The sequence below is a fragment of the Dethiosulfovibrio peptidovorans DSM 11002 genome, from assembly GCF_000172975.1.
GTDB classification, from domain to species: domain Bacteria; phylum Synergistota; class Synergistia; order Synergistales; family Dethiosulfovibrionaceae; genus Dethiosulfovibrio; species Dethiosulfovibrio peptidovorans.
The window spans coordinates 644,593-662,782 of sequence record NZ_ABTR02000001.1 but is presented as its reverse complement, the minus strand read 5'-3'; the positions used below and the strand labels follow the sequence as shown (position 1 = coordinate 662,782).

Sequence of the window (18,190 nt, the reverse complement as noted above, 5' to 3'; positions counted from 1 at the left end):
GGCCTCGGTCTATCTCTGGACCCTTCCGGATCCGTCCCCTCCCATAAGGGTGAGGACGTCCTCCCGGGAGACCAAGTTGAAGTCGCCGTATACCGTGTGTTTCAGTGCCGAGGCGGCTACGGCGAACTCAAGTGCGTCCGATCGGCTCTCGAAGGATCTCATCCCGTGGATCAGTCCGGCCCCGAAAGAGTCTCCTCCTCCGATGCGGTCCACTATGGGGGTTATGTCGTATCGTCGGCTGAAGACGGTCTCCTCTCCTCTGGTGGCCAGCATGGCGGACCATCCGTTGTGGTCGGCGCTGTGGCTTTCCCTAAGAGTTACGGCCAGGCTCTTCATGTTCGGGTAGGTCTCCAGGACCTTCTCCCCCAGCTTTTCGTAAGCCGACCTGTCCAGCTTGCCGGAGGTGACGTCCGAGTCCACCTGGATGCCCAAGCTCTTCTGACAGTCCTCCTCGTTGGCTATGGCCACGTCCACGTATTCGGCTATTTCCGTCATTACCTCCGTGGCGGGCTTGCCCCACTTCCAGAGTTTCTTGCGGTAGTTGAGGTCGCAGGAGACGGTGATCCCCCGTTTCTTACAGGCTCGGAGAGCCTCCAGGACCAGAGCGGAGGTCCCCTCCGCCACCGCGGGGGTTATCCCCGTGGTGTGAAACCACTGAACCCCCTCCAGGACGTCGCCCCAGTCGAAGTCTCCCGGTTTTGCCCGGGCGATGGAGGAGTCGGCCCTGTCGTATACCACCTTGGACGGGCGACAGCAGGCCCCGGTCTCTGCGTAGTATATTCCGACCCGGTCGCCGCTTCTCCTTATGAGGGAGGTGTCCACCCCGTGTCTTCTCAGCTCGGCCACACATGCGTCTCCGATCGGGTTGGCCGGGAGGGCGGTCACCAAGGCGACGTCCTCCCCGTAGTTCGCGAGGGAGACCGCTACGTTTCCCTCTGCCCCTCCGAAGGTTCCTACTAGGTCGGAGGTCTGAAAGAGCTTTTCCTTGCCCTTGGGGGAGAGTCTGAGCATTATCTCTCCGAACGTGACGACGGCGGCCATTCTATTTGCCTCCTCTTATTTCCGCTATTCGGTCCATGATTCTGCGGGCGGTCTCTGCGACCAGTTCCATGTCTCCCGATACGCCTCCTGGCTTGGTGAGGGCTCCGCCCATACCTACCGCGAAGGCCCCCGCGGCGAACCATCTGTCCAGGTTATCCAGGGAAACCCCTCCAGTGGGCATTATCCTGGCGTTGGGTACAGGGCCCTTTACCGCCTTTATGAAAGACGGCCCCAGCACCTCGCCGGGAAAGGCCTTGACCACGTCGGCCCCCATCTCCAGGGCCCTTATCAGCTCCGTGACAGTTCCGATTCCGGGCATACAGGGAACGGAGTAGCGGTTGCATATTTTCAGGACATCCTCGTTGAGGTTGGGCGCCACTATGAACTTGGCTCCGGCGAGGATGCAGGCCCTTGCCGTCTCCGGGTCCAGCACCGTACCGGCTCCCAGGAGAGGACCTCCCTCGGAGGCCATTGTCTCGAGTATATCGATCGCCCCTGGAACCGTCATGGTGACCTCTACCGCCGGGATCCCCCCGGCGTTCACCGCCTTGGCCAGGTCCATTCCCTGTCTGGCGTCCTCGGCCCTTATGACTGCCACCACTCCGGCCTCTCCGATGGAACGGATTATTCCGGCCTTGTCGCTTGCCATGGTCCTTATTCCTCCTTATTTCGACCCGTTCATGAGGGCCGTTATATCGGAGGCGGCTTCCTTTACCGCCTCTCCCAATGCGGCTACGTCGCCGTCCTCCAGCCTGTAGGCCGGTACCGATACGCTTATGGCCCCTATCGGCCGGCTTTCCGCGCCTCTCAGGATGGCGGACCCTACGCAGCGGATTCCTTCCTCGTTTTCCTCGTTCTCCGAGGCGTAGCCCCTCAGCCTCGCCGAGTCGAGTATGAGGAACAGTTCTTTCTCGGATGCGACGGTCTTATCGGTCTTCGGTTCCCACGTAGCCGAGTTAAGATAGCTTCTCAGCTCCTCCTCCGGAAGGTTGGCCAGTATGGCCCTCCCTGCGGCGGTGGTGTGGAGACAGAGAGGGGCCCCTACTCGGGATCTCATCCCCACCGGATGGGGGCTCTCTATCTTGTCCACGTAGTAGGCCTGCTTGCCGTCGAAAGCGGTGAGGTGAACTGTCTCCCTGGTTCCCTCCCAGAGCTTTCTGAGCACGGTCTTTCCCAACTTGGGCAGGACCCATCTAGCCTTGAAGGCATCCGCCCAGGCCAACACGGCGGGACCTATGACGTACCCTCCGTCGCTGCTCTGGAGAACCGCCTTTCCCGAGACCAATCCCTGAAGGATCCTGTGCACCGTGGCCTTGGGAAGCCCGGTGGCCTCTGCGATATCGGTTATGCCGGTTCTATCGCTGGAGCTCGACATAAGGTCCAGTATCGCTATGGCCCTGTCCAGGACCCTGATTCCGCCGTTTTCGGCCATGAACCTCATTCCTCTCGATTTGATCGTAACGTTTGTGGAACAACATAAGATTACCCCTGAGAGAGTGTTCCGTCAAGCGATACCCCTTTTTGCTAAATGAAAAAACCCCGATCTGGTCGGGGTTTTTTTCGTAGATTCTTTTATGGGCATCTCCAAAAACGCTACTCCTCGGAGCCTAAACGACCTCTCCGAGGAAACTCGGACGTGAGTTTTTAGAGGTACCCTTATGAATATCTCTGAAAAGTTACGTTTGCGTCTCGTCAGATGGCGGTTCCGACATCCTGGCAGAGCTCCAGGGTTTCTCCGTCGGGGCCTTGGAAGAAGAGGATTTTTCCTCCTTGGAAGGAATTTATACCGTTTTTGTCCAGATGGATTCCGCTTTCCTCCAGTTTTTTCACCGTTTCGTCCATGTCCTCTACAACGAAGGCCAGATGGATAGCTCCGTTGTGTTCCGTCATAGGGGCCTTTTCGACCAGCTCGAATGTCGTCTCACCGGCGGTTATGAAGGCCAGGCGGCTGGTCTGGGTGTCTATTCTGTGGCTGAGACGGCATCCCAGCTTATCTACGTAGAAGGAGAGGGACCTCTCCAGGTCCGATACCCTGATGCCTACGTGGGCGGACCTCACCGCTTCTCCTCCTCCAGAAATTTCCTGCCGGCCTTGTAGGCTCGGGCTATCTCCGAGCCCATTCGGTAGTAGCGGCCCGACTGGGGCATGAATATGACCGGTCGTACCTTTTCCGGCGAGGGGCTGCCCTTTTCGTCCAGACAGTCGTCGTCCACCCAGCAGGCCACGACCTCGCCTATGAACTGAACGTGGGATCCTATCTCCACGGTCTTGATCAGCCGGCATTCCATGGAGATGGGGAACTCCTCTATGGTAGGGGCGTCCACCTTGGTCCCCTTCACAGCAGTGAGCTTCGTCAGGGCGAATTTGTCGTGTTCTGCGCCGGAGCAGAGGCCGAACAGGTCCGCCTGTTCGACCAGGTCCTCCGAGGGAATGTTGACTGTGAAGGCCTCTCTCCTCGAGATTGCTCCGTAGGTGTGTCTTTCTTTTCTGACCGCTACAGCCACGCAGGGCGGCTCGGAGCAGCAGACTCCACCCCAGGCAGCGGCCATTCCGTTGGGTGCGCCGTTTTCGTTGTAGGTTCCCACTATGAGGTCCGGCGCCGGGTAGAGAGGGGTGACGGTTCCGATGTCTTTTTTCATCGCTATACAGCTCCTTTCTCCGGATGGGAGATATGGGGGTCTCTAAAGGGCACCTCTAAAAACTACGTCCGGGTCTCCTCGTAGAGGTCGTCCCGCCTGCGCCCTGTCTCGCCCGAGCGTCTTTTCGACCTGCCTGTTTCGTACGGACCGCCTCGGAGGACACGTCCTGTCGCCCCATTCGTACTACACGACGGCAGGTCGAAAAGACGGGCTCGAACGGGCTCCGTCGGGACGACCTCTCCGAGGACGCTCGGACGTGAGCTTTTAGAGGTCCCCGTATGATATAGTTCCAAGTATAGCGCAAATTTTTAGTTCTGGGCTCTCTTGGAAGAAGGGGATGGCCCTGTATTTTGGGGAGGTGCTTGTCCTTGTTTCGATCCGTCTTGACTTCCATACTGGACAACTGGAGGGATCGGGTTGTCCCTGTTCTCTGGGCCGCCTTTTTGGCCGGTATCTTGATAGCCCTGTCCGGGAAGGTCGCCGAGCTGACCGATGGAGTCGTTTCCTCCGGCCTCGGTCGCGATGCCCGAGAGGCCATTAGGGCAGATCTGGAGGACCTGGTTCCGGTTCGTCTAGCCCTTTTCGACGAGTGGGCGGCGGGGCAGAGGAGGGCCGATGGGTCCGATCCTGTGGAGACCGCCGGGGCCCTGTTGAGGTATTTTCGTCACGACGGAGGGGCTCTTTTCGTCCTCGGATCGACCGACGCCTCCCGCCTTACGTCATGGGCGGGAAGGATCAAGAGGAGATTTCATCCCTTGCCGACTTTCTCCCTTCTGTTGGGGGTCCTGATCCTGTCTACCGTGATGTGTTTCCAAAGCGATGCCAGGGGCTGGAGGGCCGCCAGTTATTTCAGCTCGCGGCTGCTGGTCGCAGCGGCCTTTCTGTGGGGATCTCTCGGCCTCGTCGAGACCCTTGGGGAACTGTGGCTGATGGGTTCCGCCATGGGGTCCCTTCCTTCTCTTCCGTCGAACGTGGCTCTATGGGGTATGGTGCTGTCCTCCGGGCCGGTGCTGTCCGCCTGTTTGACCCTCATGGCTCTGTGCTGTCTCTACGTCGCACTCGGGGCCCTCTTTCCCGATCCCTGAAATGACGAGGGCCTTTTGCCCCAGCCCTCCAGATCGCTTGCCCAGTCCATGGGATCGTCGGTTCCGATCTCTTCGAGCCTTCCCAGTACGGATAGTCTCGGATAGCCGTTGCCGCAGTGGCATGGGGACCGGTCCAACAGGGCCAGGTCTCCGGTCTTGTATCGAAGTAGCGGCATGCCGTGGGCTCCGTAGGTGGTTATGACCAGAGCCCCAGGCGTTTCGTCCGGACTGGGATTCCCCCGGCGGTCCAGGACCTCGGCCAGTATGCCCGGCCTCATGTGCATGCCCCTGTGGGAGCGGCATTCCAGCGCTCCTCCGTAGCCTCCCTCCCTGCATCCCCAGTGATCGAATATCTCCGCTCCGGTGGCTTCCGAGAAGGCCTCCCTCGTCCGATGGCTTAACAGGGCCCCGGAGGACAGGGCCGATCTCAGTCGAATTCGAAACCGTCGTCCTTTCAGTTCCCTGGCCACAGCGGCCAGCTGTGCCGGGGTCCCTGCCAGGACGTCCCATCTGCCCTCGGTCAGCCCTTCCATGAGCTCCCGAAGATCCATGGATCCTCTGGCCGTGGCGACAAGGCCGACTTTCTTCGCCGCCGTAATCAGCATATCCCTGACGGACCATCTGGACTCGCCGGGATAGAGGACCGCCAGTCTGTCGCCGGAGGAGCAGAAGGTGGTGAGCCCCCAGGCGAAGTAGCGGACCGTCCTCTCCAGGTCCACCGGCGACAGATATACCCTCTTGGGTGGCCCGGTGGTGCCGGAGGACCTCAGTGTGACTATCCTCCCTATGTCTCCCGGAGGAACCAGCACCATCTCCCTCCCACGGCGGCGCAGTTCGCCCTCTTCGAGCAGCGGGAAAGATAGCAGGTCCTCCGGGGATTCCAGCCTCTTCGGGCAGTTTTTCAGTCTCTCCCTCCAGTAGGGGACGGCCCTCATCCTCTCTATGGACGAGTTGAGCTCTTTTACTAAATCCATTTCATCTCTCCGGGTATAGAGGGGTTCCGTCGGAGGCGGTGCAGTACCTGGCGCAGAAGGGGATCAGCCTGCCCCCGGGGCCCACCACGTGGATGCAGCAGTTCTTCAGCCTTTCCAGGTCGACGGTGTAGCAGTCCTGGAAGGCCATGCAGGACAGTGTAAAGGTCCGCCGGGACCTCTTTGCCAGAAAGCGGTCCCAAAGGGCGAAGGGGCCGTCCAATTTGAATGGAGCAGTGGGAGGGGACCATCTTCCCTTGACGTTTCTCACCGTTCCCGACCGGTGACCTTCCGCCTCGTCTTTTTCGCGGCAGCTTCCTCTGGGGCTCGGTCTGGGCCGTCCCGCGTCGTCTATCACGAAGTCTCCATGCCAGGAGCACAGTGAGTGCTCTCACCCGGGGGGGACCAGGTGTCTTTTGGCGAAGAGACCTTCGGTCTGGGATTCCACCAGCTCCAGGACCTCCGGAAGGGTCACCCTGTCCTCGTCCTTCGGTCTGTAGGGTATCCTGCCGAAATAGCTTACCGGCTGGAGGTGAACTCCCCTGACAGTGGGAACGCGGGACAGTCCGTATCGGATTATCCTTCCTATCTGGTCCAGGTTTCGCTCGGGCACCAAGGTCGCCACCAGTGTCGCAGCCACTCCCGTCCGGGAGCAGTTCTCCAAGGCTCTCGACTTGATCCTCGCCATGGGGCGGCCTCTCATGGCCCGGTGGACCGAGTCGTCCACCCCGTCGAACTGAAGATATACCGAGTCGAGACCAGCTCGGGCCAGTTTCTTCAGATAGGGTAGGTCTCGGGATATTCTGAGTCCGTTGCTGTTGAGCTGGATGAAGTCGAATCCCATGGATCTGGCTCTTTCCACGATATAGGGCAGGTCGTCCCTAACGGTCGGCTCCCCTCCGGATAGCTGGAGGACGCATTCCTCCCTTTTTGAGAGGGTCTCCAGCCGTCGTATCAGTTCGTTCACAGGGACGTCCGAGCCGCCTTCGCTTCCGTCGGCGAAACAGAAGGGACATCGGAGGTCGCATCTCTTCGTAACCTCCAGGACGGCGGTGCAGGTTCCCTGACGATGATCCGGGCAGAGTCCGCAGTCATAGGGACATCCCTCCATCTCGGATGTCTGGGGATTGCCTCGGGGAGAGCGACTTAGGCGGCGGTACCAGTCCTCCATGGATGGGCGCCCTCGCCATATGATCGACGAGAAGTCTCCGTGTTCGGGGCAGGTCTTCTCCAGGAAAACTCGGGATCCCTGCCTTACCCTTGCGGCGGGGATCCTCCTGAGGCACTCGGGGCAGAGGCTCTCGGTCCTGCCGATTTCCCTATCTTCCATTTTCCGGGTTTATCCCTCGGCTCTCCAGGAGGGATATGCACTTTCTGGCGGTCTCAGCAACCAGTTCGGGGCAGACGAAACTCTTTCTCTCTCCCTCTTCTCCGGCCAGCTCGGAACACTCCAGGGTCCCCCATCTTTCGAGAAACCAGCTCTTCAGCTCGGCCACCATGGGATACAGCTCTTCGTCCCTGTCCTCCTCAGGGCCTCCCTTTCCCCCGTAGAGGCCGAGAAAGGCTATCCCTCCCGACAGGGCTCCGCATATTCCCTTGGTCCCTCCCATCCCTCCTCCGAAGCCGTGCAGGGCCCTGAGGAGATCCGGGTTATCCCTGCATATGAGATCCAGCGCCACCGAAGCCACCACCTGGGTGCAGCAGTAACCCTGGGCGGAAAGCTCGGCGGTTCTCATGTCCAGAGCGTCCATGGTCTTATCATCCCTTCTGTCCATTCTTCACCGCCTCGCATAGAAACTCGCCTATGGAGGTCGGTCCACTTTCGCAGCACGGCAGAGGCCTTCCGTGAAAGACGGCGGAGGCCCAGTAGCTTTTCACCTCTAGATCCGTCCGGATCAGTTTGGTCACGGAAAGGCCGGAGCCCTCGATTGCCTCCCGCCATCCCTCCAGGGTCCTGCATCCTCCGAGACATCCCTCTCCCGTCGCCCTGCCTACCAGATCCTGGATCAAAGCCTTTCCCGAGGGCCTAAGAACCCGGACGGTCTCCCTGAGGGCAGTCGATGGGTCCGTGAGGGACAGGACGCACTCGAAGATCACCAGGTCGAAGAAATCGTCGGGAAAGGGAAGCGATTCGGACCTTCCTATCTCGACGGTGGAGTAGGGAGCCCTCTTCGCCGCCATGTCGGCCAGGATGGGGGACGGCTCGATTCCCCAGGTGGTGAAGCCCGATCGGTGCAGCGTCTCCAGTCCGTCTCCTCTGCCTGATCCCACGTCCAGGGCTCTCAGACCGCAGTAGGGACGGCCGAACTCTATGAGCCTTTTTGTTGCCTCACTTCCGCCGGGGTGCATGTCTCCATCGGCTAGGGCCAGGTCTTCGTAGAGGCTCATTTGTCCTCCAGTCCCTGTTCCACCTGGAGCATCTTGCCCAGGGCTACGGTGGAGGGGATGAACACCATGCCGCAACTGGGGCATCTGGGTATCTTTGCAGGGAAGGAAGCTCCCAGGTAGGCCAATGTGACCTCCTCCGTCTCTAGCTCGACTCCGCATTCGTCGCAGATCCATTCCTCCGACCGGGCGAAGGCCTCAGCTACGGGGTCCGGCCTCATCTCGTCACCTCCTGGATGGTCATTCGATGGCTGTAGGAGTCGTGGATCCTCCAGCGGTTTCCCTCGGGAGAGTACTCTACCCACAGGGTCCTCTGACCCAGCACCGAGTAGGCTAGATATACATCCGAGTCCTTTCTCCTGAGCCTGGGACCTCCCGACTGGGCTTCCTCTATGACCTTGAGAATCTCCTCCTCTATTATCCATCGGTCGTCCAGATTTTGCCTCAGTTCCTCGTCCATGACGAGCGATTCGGACGGTTTTTTCGGGGTCGTTCCCGACGTCATCTCGGCCTTGAGCTTCTTGCGGTTCTCCCGTCTGGCGCTCCAACCGGGGAACGGCCTGGGCGACGGTGCCTTACCCTCGGGGGAGAGTAGCAGTTCCAGTATATGCCAGGTGGGATGACCGGTCCTGGCGTATAGCTCCCGGCACATGGCGCAGGATACCACCATAGGGTGTCCTGCCTCCTGTACCCTTCTGGCGGCGGACCTTTTCGCCAGGTCGGGGTTGGCTGAGAAGACCAGTCCTCCGAAGCCGCAGCATTCGGTGGTCCTGCCGGAACGGGGATGTTCCTCCAGGGCCAGGCCCCGCCTTCTAAGCAGGTTCCTGACCGCCTCTTGAGCTGTCCGGTCGTCTCTGGCCGTGCAGGGGTCGCTGACGGTGACAGTCTCGGCGGAGACGTCTCCTTCCTCGGGGAGGCCCAGTTTATCCATCGTCTCCCACAGGGTGACGGCTGTGTCCTCCGGAAGCCTTTCCTTCAACAGACCGTGGCAGGTGGAGCAGGCGGTCACGACCTTGGGGCGGCCCAGCTCCTCCCATCTCTCGATCCACAGGTCCATTACGTCCATGTAGAGGGCCTCTCTGCCTCCCCATCTGGCGGGGGCGCCGCAGCAGCTTACCCATAGGGCGACGGATTCGAGCCGGTCCGTAAGGTAGCGGTAGGATTCGGTTACCCAGCGAGGCTCGGATGCCCCCAGCTGGCATCCAGGGAAGAAAAGCCATTCGGGCGAGCCACCGGTGGGATCCAGCAGGAAGTCTGTCTCCTCCAGGGCGGAGGCCATGTCCCTGAGGGGGTAGTCGTGGTGCGACGGAGGCATGTGGCCGGTATCCACCATCTTTCTCCTGGACTCCAAGCTGGCCTGGCCTACGTCCAGACCGGTCGGGCAGACCTCGGCGCATAGCCCGCAGAGGCTGCAGGAGTCTATCATCCTGTTGGCCGTCCTGTTTCCCTTGTTGATTATGAGGTTGTTGTGATAGGTCCTTATATATTTTCTAGGCGACCCCCCGTATTCCTGTAGATACAGACACCAGGGGTGGCATATGAGACATTGACATGTAAGACATCTGGCCGCCTCGGCTGTGGCCTCCTCGGAGCTGTAGGTTCCCCCTCTGGGAACGATCGCCTCCGATGGGGTGTCGTCCTCCGGTGCCCTCAGCCTGGTGTTTCTGTCGGCCTTTTTCGTCCGTTCCGATTCAAGGGAGGCCCCCTGTAGGTGTCTCTCCAGGGAGAGGACCGCCTCCAGCCCTCTCCTGGCCTCGGTGGAGGGGGAGCCGGACGGCAGGGGCAGGGAGAACAGTCCGGCCACTTCGGTGGCGAAGGTGACGTCGTCCGTCGGACCGGGGTATCTCAGGGGAGATCCGTCTGCTATGACGACCCCGTCGAACTCGGACAGCTCCTCCAGAGAAGGGCTCTCCGCCACTACGTTCAACCCTTCCAGAAGTCGTTCCAACGTCTCGTCCAGCAGATCCCGAGGCATCCTGTCGTCCTCTCTCAGTCGGGCGGCAAGGTCTCCGTCCGGGATGTATACCCGGGGCAGATAGCGTTTAGCCCTCAGGCTCTCCATGGCGGCCATGGCGGCCAGCCCGGAGCCCACGAGGGCTATTCGGTCCGTTCTTGGCGGCAGGAAGGACGGCCTCTTTCTCGGAGTCTTGCCGTTCTCCAGGGAGTAGCGCTCCAGAAGTGCCATGGATATGGCGTCTCCGGAGCGTCCCTTCGGGCAGGCTGTTTTGCAGGGCTCGTCGCATATACGACAGAGGAGGAGGGGCACGGGAATCCCCTCCTCCACCTTCGCTCTGGCCTTGTCGACCGTTCCCGCCGCCAGATCGGAACAGAGTCCCCTGCCGTCCATGCCCAGAGGGCATGCTGCCTGACAGAAGGGAGGGTCTTCCTGGATACACATTTCCTCAAGTTCCCTCATCCGGCGGTTGTCCATAGCGGTATCGTCTCCTCTCTAACGGAGTTCCTCCATGGCTGCCTTAACTTTTGCAGGGGTTGCTGGCAGATGGGTTACCCAGGCTCCCGTGGCGTCGTGGATTGCGTTTATCACCGAGGCGTGAGGTGAAGTCAGAGGAAGCTCGCCGCATCCGGCGGCTCCGAAGGGGCCGTGTTCCCTCGGGGTCTCGACGTAGTCCAGCGTCAGGGCGTCCGGTATGTCCTTGATGTAGGGCACTCCGCAGGAGGCTATTGTCCTCTGTCTGTCTATGTCCTCGAAATCCTCCGTGAGAGCCAGGCCTATGCCCTGGGCCATACCTCCGTAAAGTTGTCCGTCCACGACCTCCTTGTTGTTTATGGTTCCCACGTCGCCTATAAGGGTCATTCCCTCGACGGTGGTCTTTCCCGTGGCTACGTCCACGGCGACCTCGGTCATGAAAAGGCCGTACATGTAGACGGGGAAGGGCTCTCCCTGTCCCGTGACGGGATCGCAGGCGGAGCACATGGTGGCTGTCCAGGTTCCCTCGTACTTGAGGGGCAGCTTCTCAGCGACCATCTCGTCGTAGGTTCGGTAGGTGCCGTCGTCCTTTTCGAGGGAGTGGAGGAGTTTCTCGCAGGCCACCCTTATGGCATTGCCGGTCATAACCTGGGAACGGCTGCCTCCGGCAGGTCCCGAGTTGGGGCACTTGGCCGTGTCGTTTTTGTAGAGCTTTATCTGTTCCGGTTTCAGCCCCAGTGGCTCGAGCGCCTTGGACGCGGTGCCTCTGGTACCGGCGTCCGCTCCCTGGCCGTGATCCTCCCAGGCGTCGTAGACTCTGACCCCGTCGGGGAGCATCTCTACCGCGGCGGAGCTGCTGTCCTCTCCGTCCAGGCCGCAACCGTATATGCCCAGAGAGATTCCCACGCCACGTTTGACCTGGTCGGTGGACTCGGCCTTGGCCTTCTTCTTGGCCTCCTCGTATTTGGGGCGTATTCGCCGGACCATCTCGGGGAACGGATAGGCGTCGAAGGGTTGTCCCGACGGGAAGGTCCCGCCGGTCTCGGCGCAGACGTTAACGTTTTTCTCCCTTATATCCAGGGGGTCCATGCCCATCTTCTCCGCAAGCATGTCCATCAGGACCTCCGTCGCCAGGAAGGCCTGAGGAGACCCGTATCCCCGGAAGGCCGAGCCCCAGGCGTGGTTGGTGCAGACGGTGTATCCCTTTCCCCTTATGTTCTCTATACCGTAGGGGGATCCCATGAACTGAACCCCTCTGACCGTCAGAAGGTCTCCGAACTCCGAGTAGGGGCCGTGGTCTACGTAGTATTCCGACTCCATGGCCTTTATCTGTCCCTTTTCGTCCGCTCCGTAGCGCATGTTCATCCAGAACGGCGATCTCTTGCCCGTGTAGGTTATGTGCTGCTCCATGTCGTAACGCAGGAAAACGGGCCTGTCCGTGGCCATAACCGCTACCCCTATGAGGGATTCCATGGTGGGGCTGAACTTATAGCCGAAGGTTCCGCCGGCGTTGTTCTGTATGAGACGGAGTTTCTCCGGCTCGAGGCCAAGACCGTCCACTATCATGGCGTGGTGTATGTGGATTCCGATGCTCTTGGAGTGGATGCAGAGAACCCCGTCCTCGTCGTAGTAGCCGTATCCCACGTCGGTTTCCATGGTCAGATGGGGCTGTCTCTGTAGGTAGAAATCTCCATCCACCTCGAAGGCGCATTTTTTCATTATCTCCGAGGTCTCGTCGCCCTTGATTATCCCCTGCTCGTAGTAGACGTTGGGCGTTCCCGGATGGATCTCTATGGCGTCGTCCGCCTTGGCGTCCATGGCGTTGAGGTAGGCTGGAAGGACCTCCAGGTCGACCTTGATCGCCTTGGCCGCCTCTCTGGCATGTTCCTCCGTGTCGGCGCAGACCATAGCGTAGGCGTCGCCGTACTGGAATATCTTCTCGTCGCAGAGAATGGGGCGGTCCCATCCGTCTCCCTTGTTGCTCGGGAAGGTCAGGCCGTTGATACGGTTGTTCCCCTTGACGTCCTTGGCGGTTATGACCTTGAAGACTCCCGGCATCGCCTCTGCCTCGGAGGTGTCTATGGATTTTATGTTGGCGTGGGAGACCTCGGCCTGGGCTATGGCCGCGTAGAGTGCCCCTTCAGGCAGCTTGTCCCTGGCGTCGTCGCCGAAATCCCAGAGACCTGTGACCTTGAAGGCGGCGCTGGGTCTGGGATAGGAGGAGCCCCAGAGGGTCCCGTCCGGGTTGAGCTTTTTGGCGAAGTCGGTCATAGGCTTTTCGCCTCTTAGCACCTCGGCAGCCTCCATTACAGCGTCGACTATGTGTCTGTAGCCGGTGCATCGGCAGACGTTTCTGGTCTTTTGGAACCATTCTCGGACCTCTTCCCTGGTGGGGGAGGGGTTTTCGTCCAGCAACGCCTTGGCCGCCATGATGAAGCCAGGGGTGCAGAAGCCGCACTGAACCGCGGCGTTGGCTATGAAGGCCCACTGTATGGCGTGAAGCGCGGTAGGAGTGCCGAGCCCCTCGACCGTCAGTATCTCGGCGCATTCGGGGACCTTGCTCCATTTGGTTATGCAGGATCTTACAACCTTGCCGTCCATTATGACGTTGCAGGCTCCACACTGTCCTTTGCCGCATCCCAGTTTCGTTCCAGTGAGTCCGAGCTGCCTGCGGATGACGTTGACCAGCATCTCGTTATCGTCGGCCGCCACGTCCATCTGAACGCCGTTTACCTCGATGCGCTTTTTGCTCAATTTCGACATAGTTCCACCCTCCTGCGATGATGTGAGATTTGGAACCCCTCTAAACATGCGCCTACCTTTATACCCCAAAAACTAGACCTTTGGTTCAGAAAGCGGTCTCCCCATTAACGAGGATAGATCTAGACGGAGTAATTGTCAAATTAGTGTCTATATATAGAACTAAATGCAACAGAGTATATTTGTACTCCACCGTGGATTGGCAAGGTTAAGCGTATCTGAGAATTGATCTTTACTGATCTTTATCTTGTCCGTGAAAAACGGGGACCCTTAAAGAGGTCCCCGTCGATTCTTTTATGGGATATCCGAGCTAGAGGCGTTTGAGTACCATGGCGACCCCCTGGCCGCCGCCTATGCAGGCAGTGACCAGCCCGAGCTCCTGGTCCCTGTGTCTGAGGCCGTAGACCATGGTAGCTATGAGCTTGGCCCCGGTCGCGCCTATGGGGTGTCCCAGGGCTATGGCTCCTCCGAAGACGTTGCATCTGTCCATGTCGAAGGGCATGTTTCTATGTACCGCCAGGACCTGCACCGCGAAGGCCTCGTTCAGCTCTATCAGATCCATGTCCTCCAATTTCAGCCCGGCCATCTCCAGGGCTTTCGGGGTGGCTACGGTAGGTCCAAGCCCCATGTGTTCGGCGTCCAGCGCTCCGGGAGAGTAGCCCAGTATCTCCGCCAGAGGCTCGTAGCCGTTAGCCCTTGCCCAGTCCTCGTCGGCTATGACCATGGCGCTTCCGGCGTCGCAGAGGGCTGAGCTGCTGCCCGCCGAGATGGTACCGTCCTTTCGGAACACCGGGGGCAGTTTCGCCAGCTTTTCCAGAGAGGTGTCAGCCCTGGGTATCTCGTCGGTGTCCACCGTTATCTCGCCCTTTTTACGGTCCTTTATGGTCACGGGAACTATCTCTTCCCTGAAGGCCCCCGACTCTATGGCCGCTACGGCTTTTCTGTGGCTTTCCAGGGCGTAACAGTCCTGTTCCTCTCGGGATATGGAGTTTTCCTCCGCCAGAATCTCCCCGGTGGCGCCCATCATCATCCCAGCCAGAGGACACATGAATCCGTCCCTGTGGAGGCCGTCCAAGGCCGTCTTGTCTCCCATTCGGTATCCCCATCTGGCTCCCTCCAGCAGGTAGGGGACGTTGCTTGCGCTCTCCATCCCTCCGGCGACCCCTGCCTTTATGTCCCCCAGGCGGATCCTGTCGGCTATCAGCATGGCGGTCTTGACGCTGGAACCGCATCTCTTATTCACCGTGAAGGCCGGAATCGACGAAGGAACACCGGCACGATACATGGCGATGCGGGCAGGGTTGGCTCCCACTCCCGCTTGCCATCCGTTGCCCATTATCACCTCTCCCAGGTCGTCCGGTGATACGCCGGAACGTCTTATAGCCTCGGCTATCGCTATGGCCCCCAGGTCCGGAGCGGTCTTCTTGGAAAGGGAACCTCCGTATTTACCCCCGGGAGTCCTACAGGCGCTCAATATTACCGGTTTGCCCATCAGGCTTCACGCTCCTCTTTCTCCATGTCGCAGCCCTTCATAGTGGGTAGGTCCTTTACCACGGCGAAGGAGGCTGCCGTGTGTTCCTCTATGTCCTCGAGTGTGACCTCCGGTGCTATCTCGCAGAGGGTCAGCTTCCCCTCCATAAAACGGAACAGGGCGAATTCGGTGACTACCGTGTCCACCACGTTGGCTCCGGTTAGGGGGAGGGTGCACTTGGGTATTATCTTGGGTTCTCCCTTTTTGGTTACGTGGGTGGTGGCGACTATGACCCTTCTGGCCCCCGAGACCAGGTCCATGGCTCCTCCCATTCCCGGCACCATCTTGCCCGGTACCATCCAGTTAGCCAGATTGGCGTCCTCGTCTATCTGGAGGGCTCCCAGCACGGTGGCGTCCAGATGGCCGCCTCTTATCATTCCGAAGCTGAAGTCGCTGGCCACCAGGGCGCCTCCTGGCAGTATGGTCAGACATCTGCCTCCTGCGCCTATGAAGCGCCAGTCGGTCTTTTCCGGTTTAGGTCCCGCTCCGACCACTCCGTTCTCTGTCTGGAAGACGACCTCGACTCCTTCCGGTATGTGGTCCGATACCAGGGTGGGAATTCCTATCCCCAGGTTTACGACCGAGCCGTCCTCCAGGTCCATCGCGATCCGTCGGGCTATTCGATGGCGTATCAGTTCTCCATCAAGTACGGGAAGCATAGTAGGAGTCCCCCTTCAGCACTAGAATATCCACAAGGATTCCCGGAGTGACCACGTCGTTGGGGTCGATCTCCCCCTGTTCCACCACCGAGTCCACCTCCGCTATGACCAGTTCCGCCGCCGTGGCCATGGCGGGATTGAAGTTTCTACTCGTTCCGAAGTAGGTCAGGTTCCCGTAGCGGTCCGCTCTGTGGGCTTTTATCAATGCCACGTCGGCTTTCAGGGGGAGCTCCAGGATGTACTTTTTGCCCTGGACCTCCATCACCTGTTTGCCTTCCTCCACGACCGTGCCTACCCCTGTAGGGGTGAGGAATCCGCCGAGGCCGAATCCACCGGCCCTTATCCTCTCGACGAAGGTTCCCTGAGGGACGAGCTCCAGCTCCATCTTCCCCTCGTTGTAGAGCTTTTGGGTCACCTTGTTGAGACCTATATGGGAGGCCGTAACCTTGGATACCTGTCCATTCACCACCAGGGAACCGTGTCCCACCCCGTCGGGGTGTCTGTCGTCGGCGTAGACCGTGTCGTTGGCTATCAGATGCAGGTCCTTGGTGCCGGCTTCGCAGAGGGCCTCCACCAAGGTGTAGGGAACACCTCCGTAGTTGAATCCTCCGACCATGATCGAGGCTCCGTCCTCTATGGAGGAGACCGCCTCGGAAGGCGACATGACCGGTTTAACCACTTTTATGGGCATTGGACTGCACAACTCCTTTCTAACGTCGTACTTCGTCTCCCTCTTATCCGTTGGATGAGAGCTGGGCGGCTCTCGAAAGCTTGAGTTTCTGGAACATGAACACCGCTACCATGAGCCCAACAGCTATCAGATTGGCGGTCATGTAGGGAGCTATTATCAAAAACGGCGTCGCTAGCAAGGCGGCTCTCTCCACGATGTTTATGTGGGTCAGGAAGTAGCCCTGAACCCCGGAGGCCAGGCCGATGATGCACAGGAAGGCCGAGCCGCAACCTATGGCTATCTGGAAGATGTTGCCCTGGAACAAGAGATAGTGGTTATACACGAACATATATGGAACGAGGAATCCCGCCACCGCGACGATCAGAGCGGTGAAGCCGGTCTTCATCGGGTTCGACTTCGCTATCCCAGATGCCGCATAGGTGGCCAGGGCCACGGGAGGAGTCACGTCCGCTAAAACCCCGAAGTAGAGGCAGAAGAGGTGGGCCGCCATCATGGGAACGCCCATCTCCGCCAGGGCAGGAGCCGCCAGGGTCGAGGTTATGATGTACTGAGCCGTGGTGGGAACTCCCATTCCGAGTATTATCGATCCGACCATGGTGAGCATCAGAGCAAAAGGCAGTATGCCGTGGGATAGGCTGAGGACGAAGGATGAGAAGGCCAGTCCTACTCCGGTGATCCCTATTACCCCTATGACTATCCCAGAGCAGGCGCATGCCGCTGCCACGTCCACTGCTCCTATGGCGCCGTCTATCATGGCCTGGAGTATTCTTCCAGGGGTCATGCGGTGTTCCTTTTTGCCGAGCCAGGAGCAGCCGATCAAAAAGACTATGGACCAGAAGACCGCCTTCACCGGCGAGTAGCCGGTGGCGAGGAACGCTATCAAGGTAATTATGGGGATCAGCAGATGCCATCCCTCTTTGAGCACCTTGCCGGCTTTGGGCAGGTCCTCTCCGCTAAGCCGCTTCATGCCGATCTTTCCGGCCCTGAAGTGGACCATCGCCATTATGGAGACGAAGTACAGCGTGGCCGGTATGGCCGCTGCCACGACGATCTCCCAGTAGGATATTCCGAGGAACTGGGCCATTATGAATGCTGCCGCTCCCATTACAGGGGGCATCACCTGTCCCCCCGTTGAGGCCGCCGCCACTATGGCGCCGGCGAACTCGCTGCTGTAGCCCGACTGCTTCATCAATGGGATGGTGAATGCCCCTGTTGTGACCGTGTTGGCGCAGGAGCTCCCGGATACCGTTCCCATGAGGGCGCTGGAGACCACCGCCGCCTTTCCCGGTCCTCCCTGACTGCGTCCGGTCAGAGCGACGGCCAGATCTATGAAGAACTGTCCTGCTCCGGACGTGCTCAGGAAGGCCCCGAAGAGGACGAAAAGGAAGATGAAGCTGGCCGAGACCCCCAGGGGTACCCCGAATATCCCGTCGGTCCTGAGGTACTGGAAGGGAGCCAGCTCCCCTATGGGGATCCCTCCGTGGGCCAGTATCCCGGGGAAGTAGGGGCCGAAGAACGCGTAGAGCAACGATATGATCGCCATAATCGGAAGCGGCCATCCCATGGCTCTCCTGGTCCCCTCTATGACGAGGACCACCATTATCACTCCAAGATAGACGTCGGAGGCTATGGGGGCCCCCTGTCTGATGGCTATCTCCTGCCAGTTCAGCAATATGTTGAGACAACCTATCGAGAGCAGGATCGCCAGGACCCAGTCCAGAGGGTCTATGCGGTCTTTAGGTCGGTTTTTGGATGCCGGGTATATCAGAAACAGTATGACGCCCATGAAAAGCCAGTGAACGCTGCGCTGGTACATGGCGGCGAAAAGCCCGAAGGCGGCGGTGTAGAGGTGAAAGGACGAAGCGGCCAAGGCCAACCCCGCCACCAGCGTGTATTGCCATCCCGTGAGGGTCCGTTTTTTGGAGTCCGGTTCCTCCACCGGAAGCGGGTTTTTTAGGATTTCTTCGCTCATATGAAAACCTCCGAAGTGGGGGATATAA

Annotated in this window: 17 protein-coding genes; 1 reads left to right on the top strand and 16 read right to left on the bottom strand. The window is 59.6% G+C overall.

Annotated features, from left to right (window positions below; genetic code table 11):
• Positions 1-9: 9 nt before the first annotated feature.
• The 5 genes from DPEP_RS03335 to DPEP_RS03315 all read right to left on the bottom strand — a co-directional run bounded on the left by DPEP_RS03335 (position 10) and on the right by DPEP_RS03315 (position 3,680).
• Entirely contained in the window at positions 10-1,041 is a 1,032-nt protein-coding gene (locus DPEP_RS03335) for a sugar kinase (RefSeq protein WP_005659580.1), read from the bottom strand.
• A gap of 1 nt (position 1,042) precedes the next feature.
• On the bottom strand, positions 1,043-1,690 hold the full coding sequence (locus DPEP_RS03330; RefSeq protein ID WP_005659579.1) for a bifunctional 2-keto-4-hydroxyglutarate aldolase/2-keto-3-deoxy-6-phosphogluconate aldolase: 648 nt from the start codon (positions 1,688-1,690) through the stop codon (positions 1,043-1,045).
• A 15-nt stretch (positions 1,691-1,705) separates the two neighbouring features.
• Positions 1,706-2,473 carry an IclR family transcriptional regulator gene (locus tag DPEP_RS03325; RefSeq protein ID WP_005659578.1) on the bottom strand — a complete coding sequence of 256 codons (768 nt, stop codon included), beginning with the start codon at positions 2,471-2,473 and terminating at the stop codon, positions 1,706-1,708.
• A gap of 260 nt (positions 2,474-2,733) precedes the next feature.
• Positions 2,734-3,099 (bottom strand): VOC family protein, encoded by a 366-nt coding sequence (locus DPEP_RS13365; protein WP_005659576.1) that lies wholly within the window; start codon positions 3,097-3,099, stop codon positions 2,734-2,736.
• Positions 3,096-3,680, bottom strand: coding sequence for a flavin reductase family protein (locus tag DPEP_RS03315; protein WP_005659575.1), 585 nt, complete (start codon positions 3,678-3,680; stop codon positions 3,096-3,098). Before DPEP_RS03315 ends, DPEP_RS13365 begins: the two co-directional genes overlap by 4 nt.
• A gap of 362 nt (positions 3,681-4,042) precedes the next feature.
• On the opposite strand from DPEP_RS03315, the gene DPEP_RS03310 reads away from it, so the two are divergent.
• Positions 4,043-4,765: a hypothetical protein gene (locus DPEP_RS03310; RefSeq protein WP_198003023.1), complete on the top strand. Its 723-nt coding sequence runs from the start codon at positions 4,043-4,045 to the stop codon at positions 4,763-4,765.
• Here DPEP_RS03310 and DPEP_RS03305 read toward each other — a convergent pair.
• From DPEP_RS03305 to DPEP_RS03255, 11 genes are all read right to left on the bottom strand, one after another.
• Positions 4,729-5,739, bottom strand: coding sequence for a phenylacetate--CoA ligase family protein (locus DPEP_RS03305; protein WP_005659572.1), 1,011 nt, complete (start codon positions 5,737-5,739; stop codon positions 4,729-4,731). The two genes, DPEP_RS03310 and DPEP_RS03305, sit on opposite strands and share 37 nt — an antisense overlap.
• A 1-nt stretch (position 5,740) precedes the next feature.
• Positions 5,741-7,066 carry a radical SAM (seleno)protein TrsS gene (trsS, locus tag DPEP_RS03300; RefSeq protein ID WP_327020587.1) on the bottom strand — a complete coding sequence of 442 codons (1,326 nt, stop codon included), beginning with the start codon at positions 7,064-7,066 and terminating at the stop codon, positions 5,741-5,743.
• Positions 7,056-7,511: a DVU_1555 family C-GCAxxG-C-C protein gene (locus DPEP_RS03295; RefSeq protein ID WP_005659566.1), complete on the bottom strand. Its 456-nt coding sequence runs from the start codon at positions 7,509-7,511 to the stop codon at positions 7,056-7,058. The genes trsS and DPEP_RS03295 overlap by 11 nt, the downstream gene beginning before the upstream one ends.
• Positions 7,495-8,124 carry a class I SAM-dependent methyltransferase gene (locus DPEP_RS12640; protein ID WP_005659565.1) on the bottom strand — a complete coding sequence of 210 codons (630 nt, stop codon included), beginning with the start codon at positions 8,122-8,124 and terminating at the stop codon, positions 7,495-7,497. Before DPEP_RS12640 ends, DPEP_RS03295 begins: the two co-directional genes overlap by 17 nt.
• Positions 8,121-8,342, bottom strand: a complete 222-nt coding sequence (locus DPEP_RS03285) for a DVU_1557 family redox protein (protein WP_005659563.1) — start codon at positions 8,340-8,342, stop codon at positions 8,121-8,123. The genes DPEP_RS12640 and DPEP_RS03285 overlap by 4 nt, the downstream gene beginning before the upstream one ends.
• Complete coding sequence (locus tag DPEP_RS03280; protein ID WP_005659561.1) at positions 8,339-10,552, bottom strand: pyridine nucleotide-disulfide oxidoreductase/dicluster-binding protein; 2,214 nt, start codon at positions 10,550-10,552, stop codon at positions 8,339-8,341. Before DPEP_RS03280 ends, DPEP_RS03285 begins: the two co-directional genes overlap by 4 nt.
• An 18-nt stretch (positions 10,553-10,570) precedes the next feature.
• Positions 10,571-13,312: a molybdopterin-dependent aldehyde oxidoreductase gene (locus DPEP_RS03275; RefSeq protein ID WP_005659559.1), complete on the bottom strand. Its 2,742-nt coding sequence runs from the start codon at positions 13,310-13,312 to the stop codon at positions 10,571-10,573.
• A 307-nt stretch (positions 13,313-13,619) separates the two neighbouring features.
• Positions 13,620-14,801 carry a thiolase family protein gene (locus DPEP_RS03270; protein ID WP_005659558.1) on the bottom strand — a complete coding sequence of 394 codons (1,182 nt, stop codon included), beginning with the start codon at positions 14,799-14,801 and terminating at the stop codon, positions 13,620-13,622.
• Positions 14,801-15,499, bottom strand: coding sequence for a 3-oxoacid CoA-transferase subunit B (locus DPEP_RS03265; RefSeq protein WP_005659556.1), 699 nt, complete (start codon positions 15,497-15,499; stop codon positions 14,801-14,803). The genes DPEP_RS03270 and DPEP_RS03265 overlap by 1 nt, the downstream gene beginning before the upstream one ends.
• On the bottom strand, positions 15,483-16,190 hold the full coding sequence (locus tag DPEP_RS03260; RefSeq protein WP_005659554.1) for a CoA transferase subunit A: 708 nt from the start codon (positions 16,188-16,190) through the stop codon (positions 15,483-15,485). The genes DPEP_RS03265 and DPEP_RS03260 overlap by 17 nt, the downstream gene beginning before the upstream one ends.
• A 43-nt stretch (positions 16,191-16,233) precedes the next feature.
• Positions 16,234-18,162, bottom strand: a complete 1,929-nt coding sequence (locus DPEP_RS03255; RefSeq protein ID WP_005659552.1) for a TRAP transporter permease — start codon at positions 18,160-18,162, stop codon at positions 16,234-16,236.
• Between the last annotated feature and the right edge of the window lie 28 nt (positions 18,163-18,190).

Excerpts from the sequence above, each read along its gene's own strand:
- DPEP_RS03335 (WP_005659580.1), bottom strand. The coding sequence starts at position 1,041 with ATGGCCGCCGTCGTCACGTTCGGAGAGATAATGCTCAGACTCTCCCCC.
- DPEP_RS03330 (WP_005659579.1), bottom strand. The coding sequence starts at position 1,690 with ATGGCAAGCGACAAGGCCGGAATAATCCGTTCCATCGGAGAGGCCGGA.
- DPEP_RS03325 (WP_005659578.1), bottom strand. The coding sequence starts at position 2,473 with ATGGCCGAAAACGGCGGAATCAGGGTCCTGGACAGGGCCATAGCGATA.
- DPEP_RS03315 (WP_005659575.1), bottom strand. The coding sequence starts at position 3,680 with ATGAAAAAAGACATCGGAACCGTCACCCCTCTCTACCCGGCGCCGGAC.
- DPEP_RS03305 (WP_005659572.1), bottom strand. The coding sequence starts at position 5,739 with ATGGATTTAGTAAAAGAGCTCAACTCGTCCATAGAGAGGATGAGGGCC.
- DPEP_RS03295 (WP_005659566.1), bottom strand. The coding sequence starts at position 7,511 with ATGGACAGAAGGGATGATAAGACCATGGACGCTCTGGACATGAGAACC.
- DPEP_RS12640 (WP_005659565.1), bottom strand. The coding sequence starts at position 8,124 with ATGAGCCTCTACGAAGACCTGGCCCTAGCCGATGGAGACATGCACCCC.
- DPEP_RS03285 (WP_005659563.1), bottom strand. The coding sequence starts at position 8,342 with ATGAGGCCGGACCCCGTAGCTGAGGCCTTCGCCCGGTCGGAGGAATGG.
- DPEP_RS03280 (WP_005659561.1), bottom strand. The coding sequence starts at position 10,552 with ATGGACAACCGCCGGATGAGGGAACTTGAGGAAATGTGTATCCAGGAA.
- DPEP_RS03275 (WP_005659559.1), bottom strand. The coding sequence starts at position 13,312 with ATGTCGAAATTGAGCAAAAAGCGCATCGAGGTAAACGGCGTTCAGATG.
- DPEP_RS03270 (WP_005659558.1), bottom strand. The coding sequence starts at position 14,801 with ATGGGCAAACCGGTAATATTGAGCGCCTGTAGGACTCCCGGGGGTAAA.
- DPEP_RS03265 (WP_005659556.1), bottom strand. The coding sequence starts at position 15,499 with ATGCTTCCCGTACTTGATGGAGAACTGATACGCCATCGAATAGCCCGA.
- DPEP_RS03260 (WP_005659554.1), bottom strand. The coding sequence starts at position 16,190 with ATGCCCATAAAAGTGGTTAAACCGGTCATGTCGCCTTCCGAGGCGGTC.
- DPEP_RS03255 (WP_005659552.1), bottom strand. The coding sequence starts at position 18,162 with ATGAGCGAAGAAATCCTAAAAAACCCGCTTCCGGTGGAGGAACCGGAC.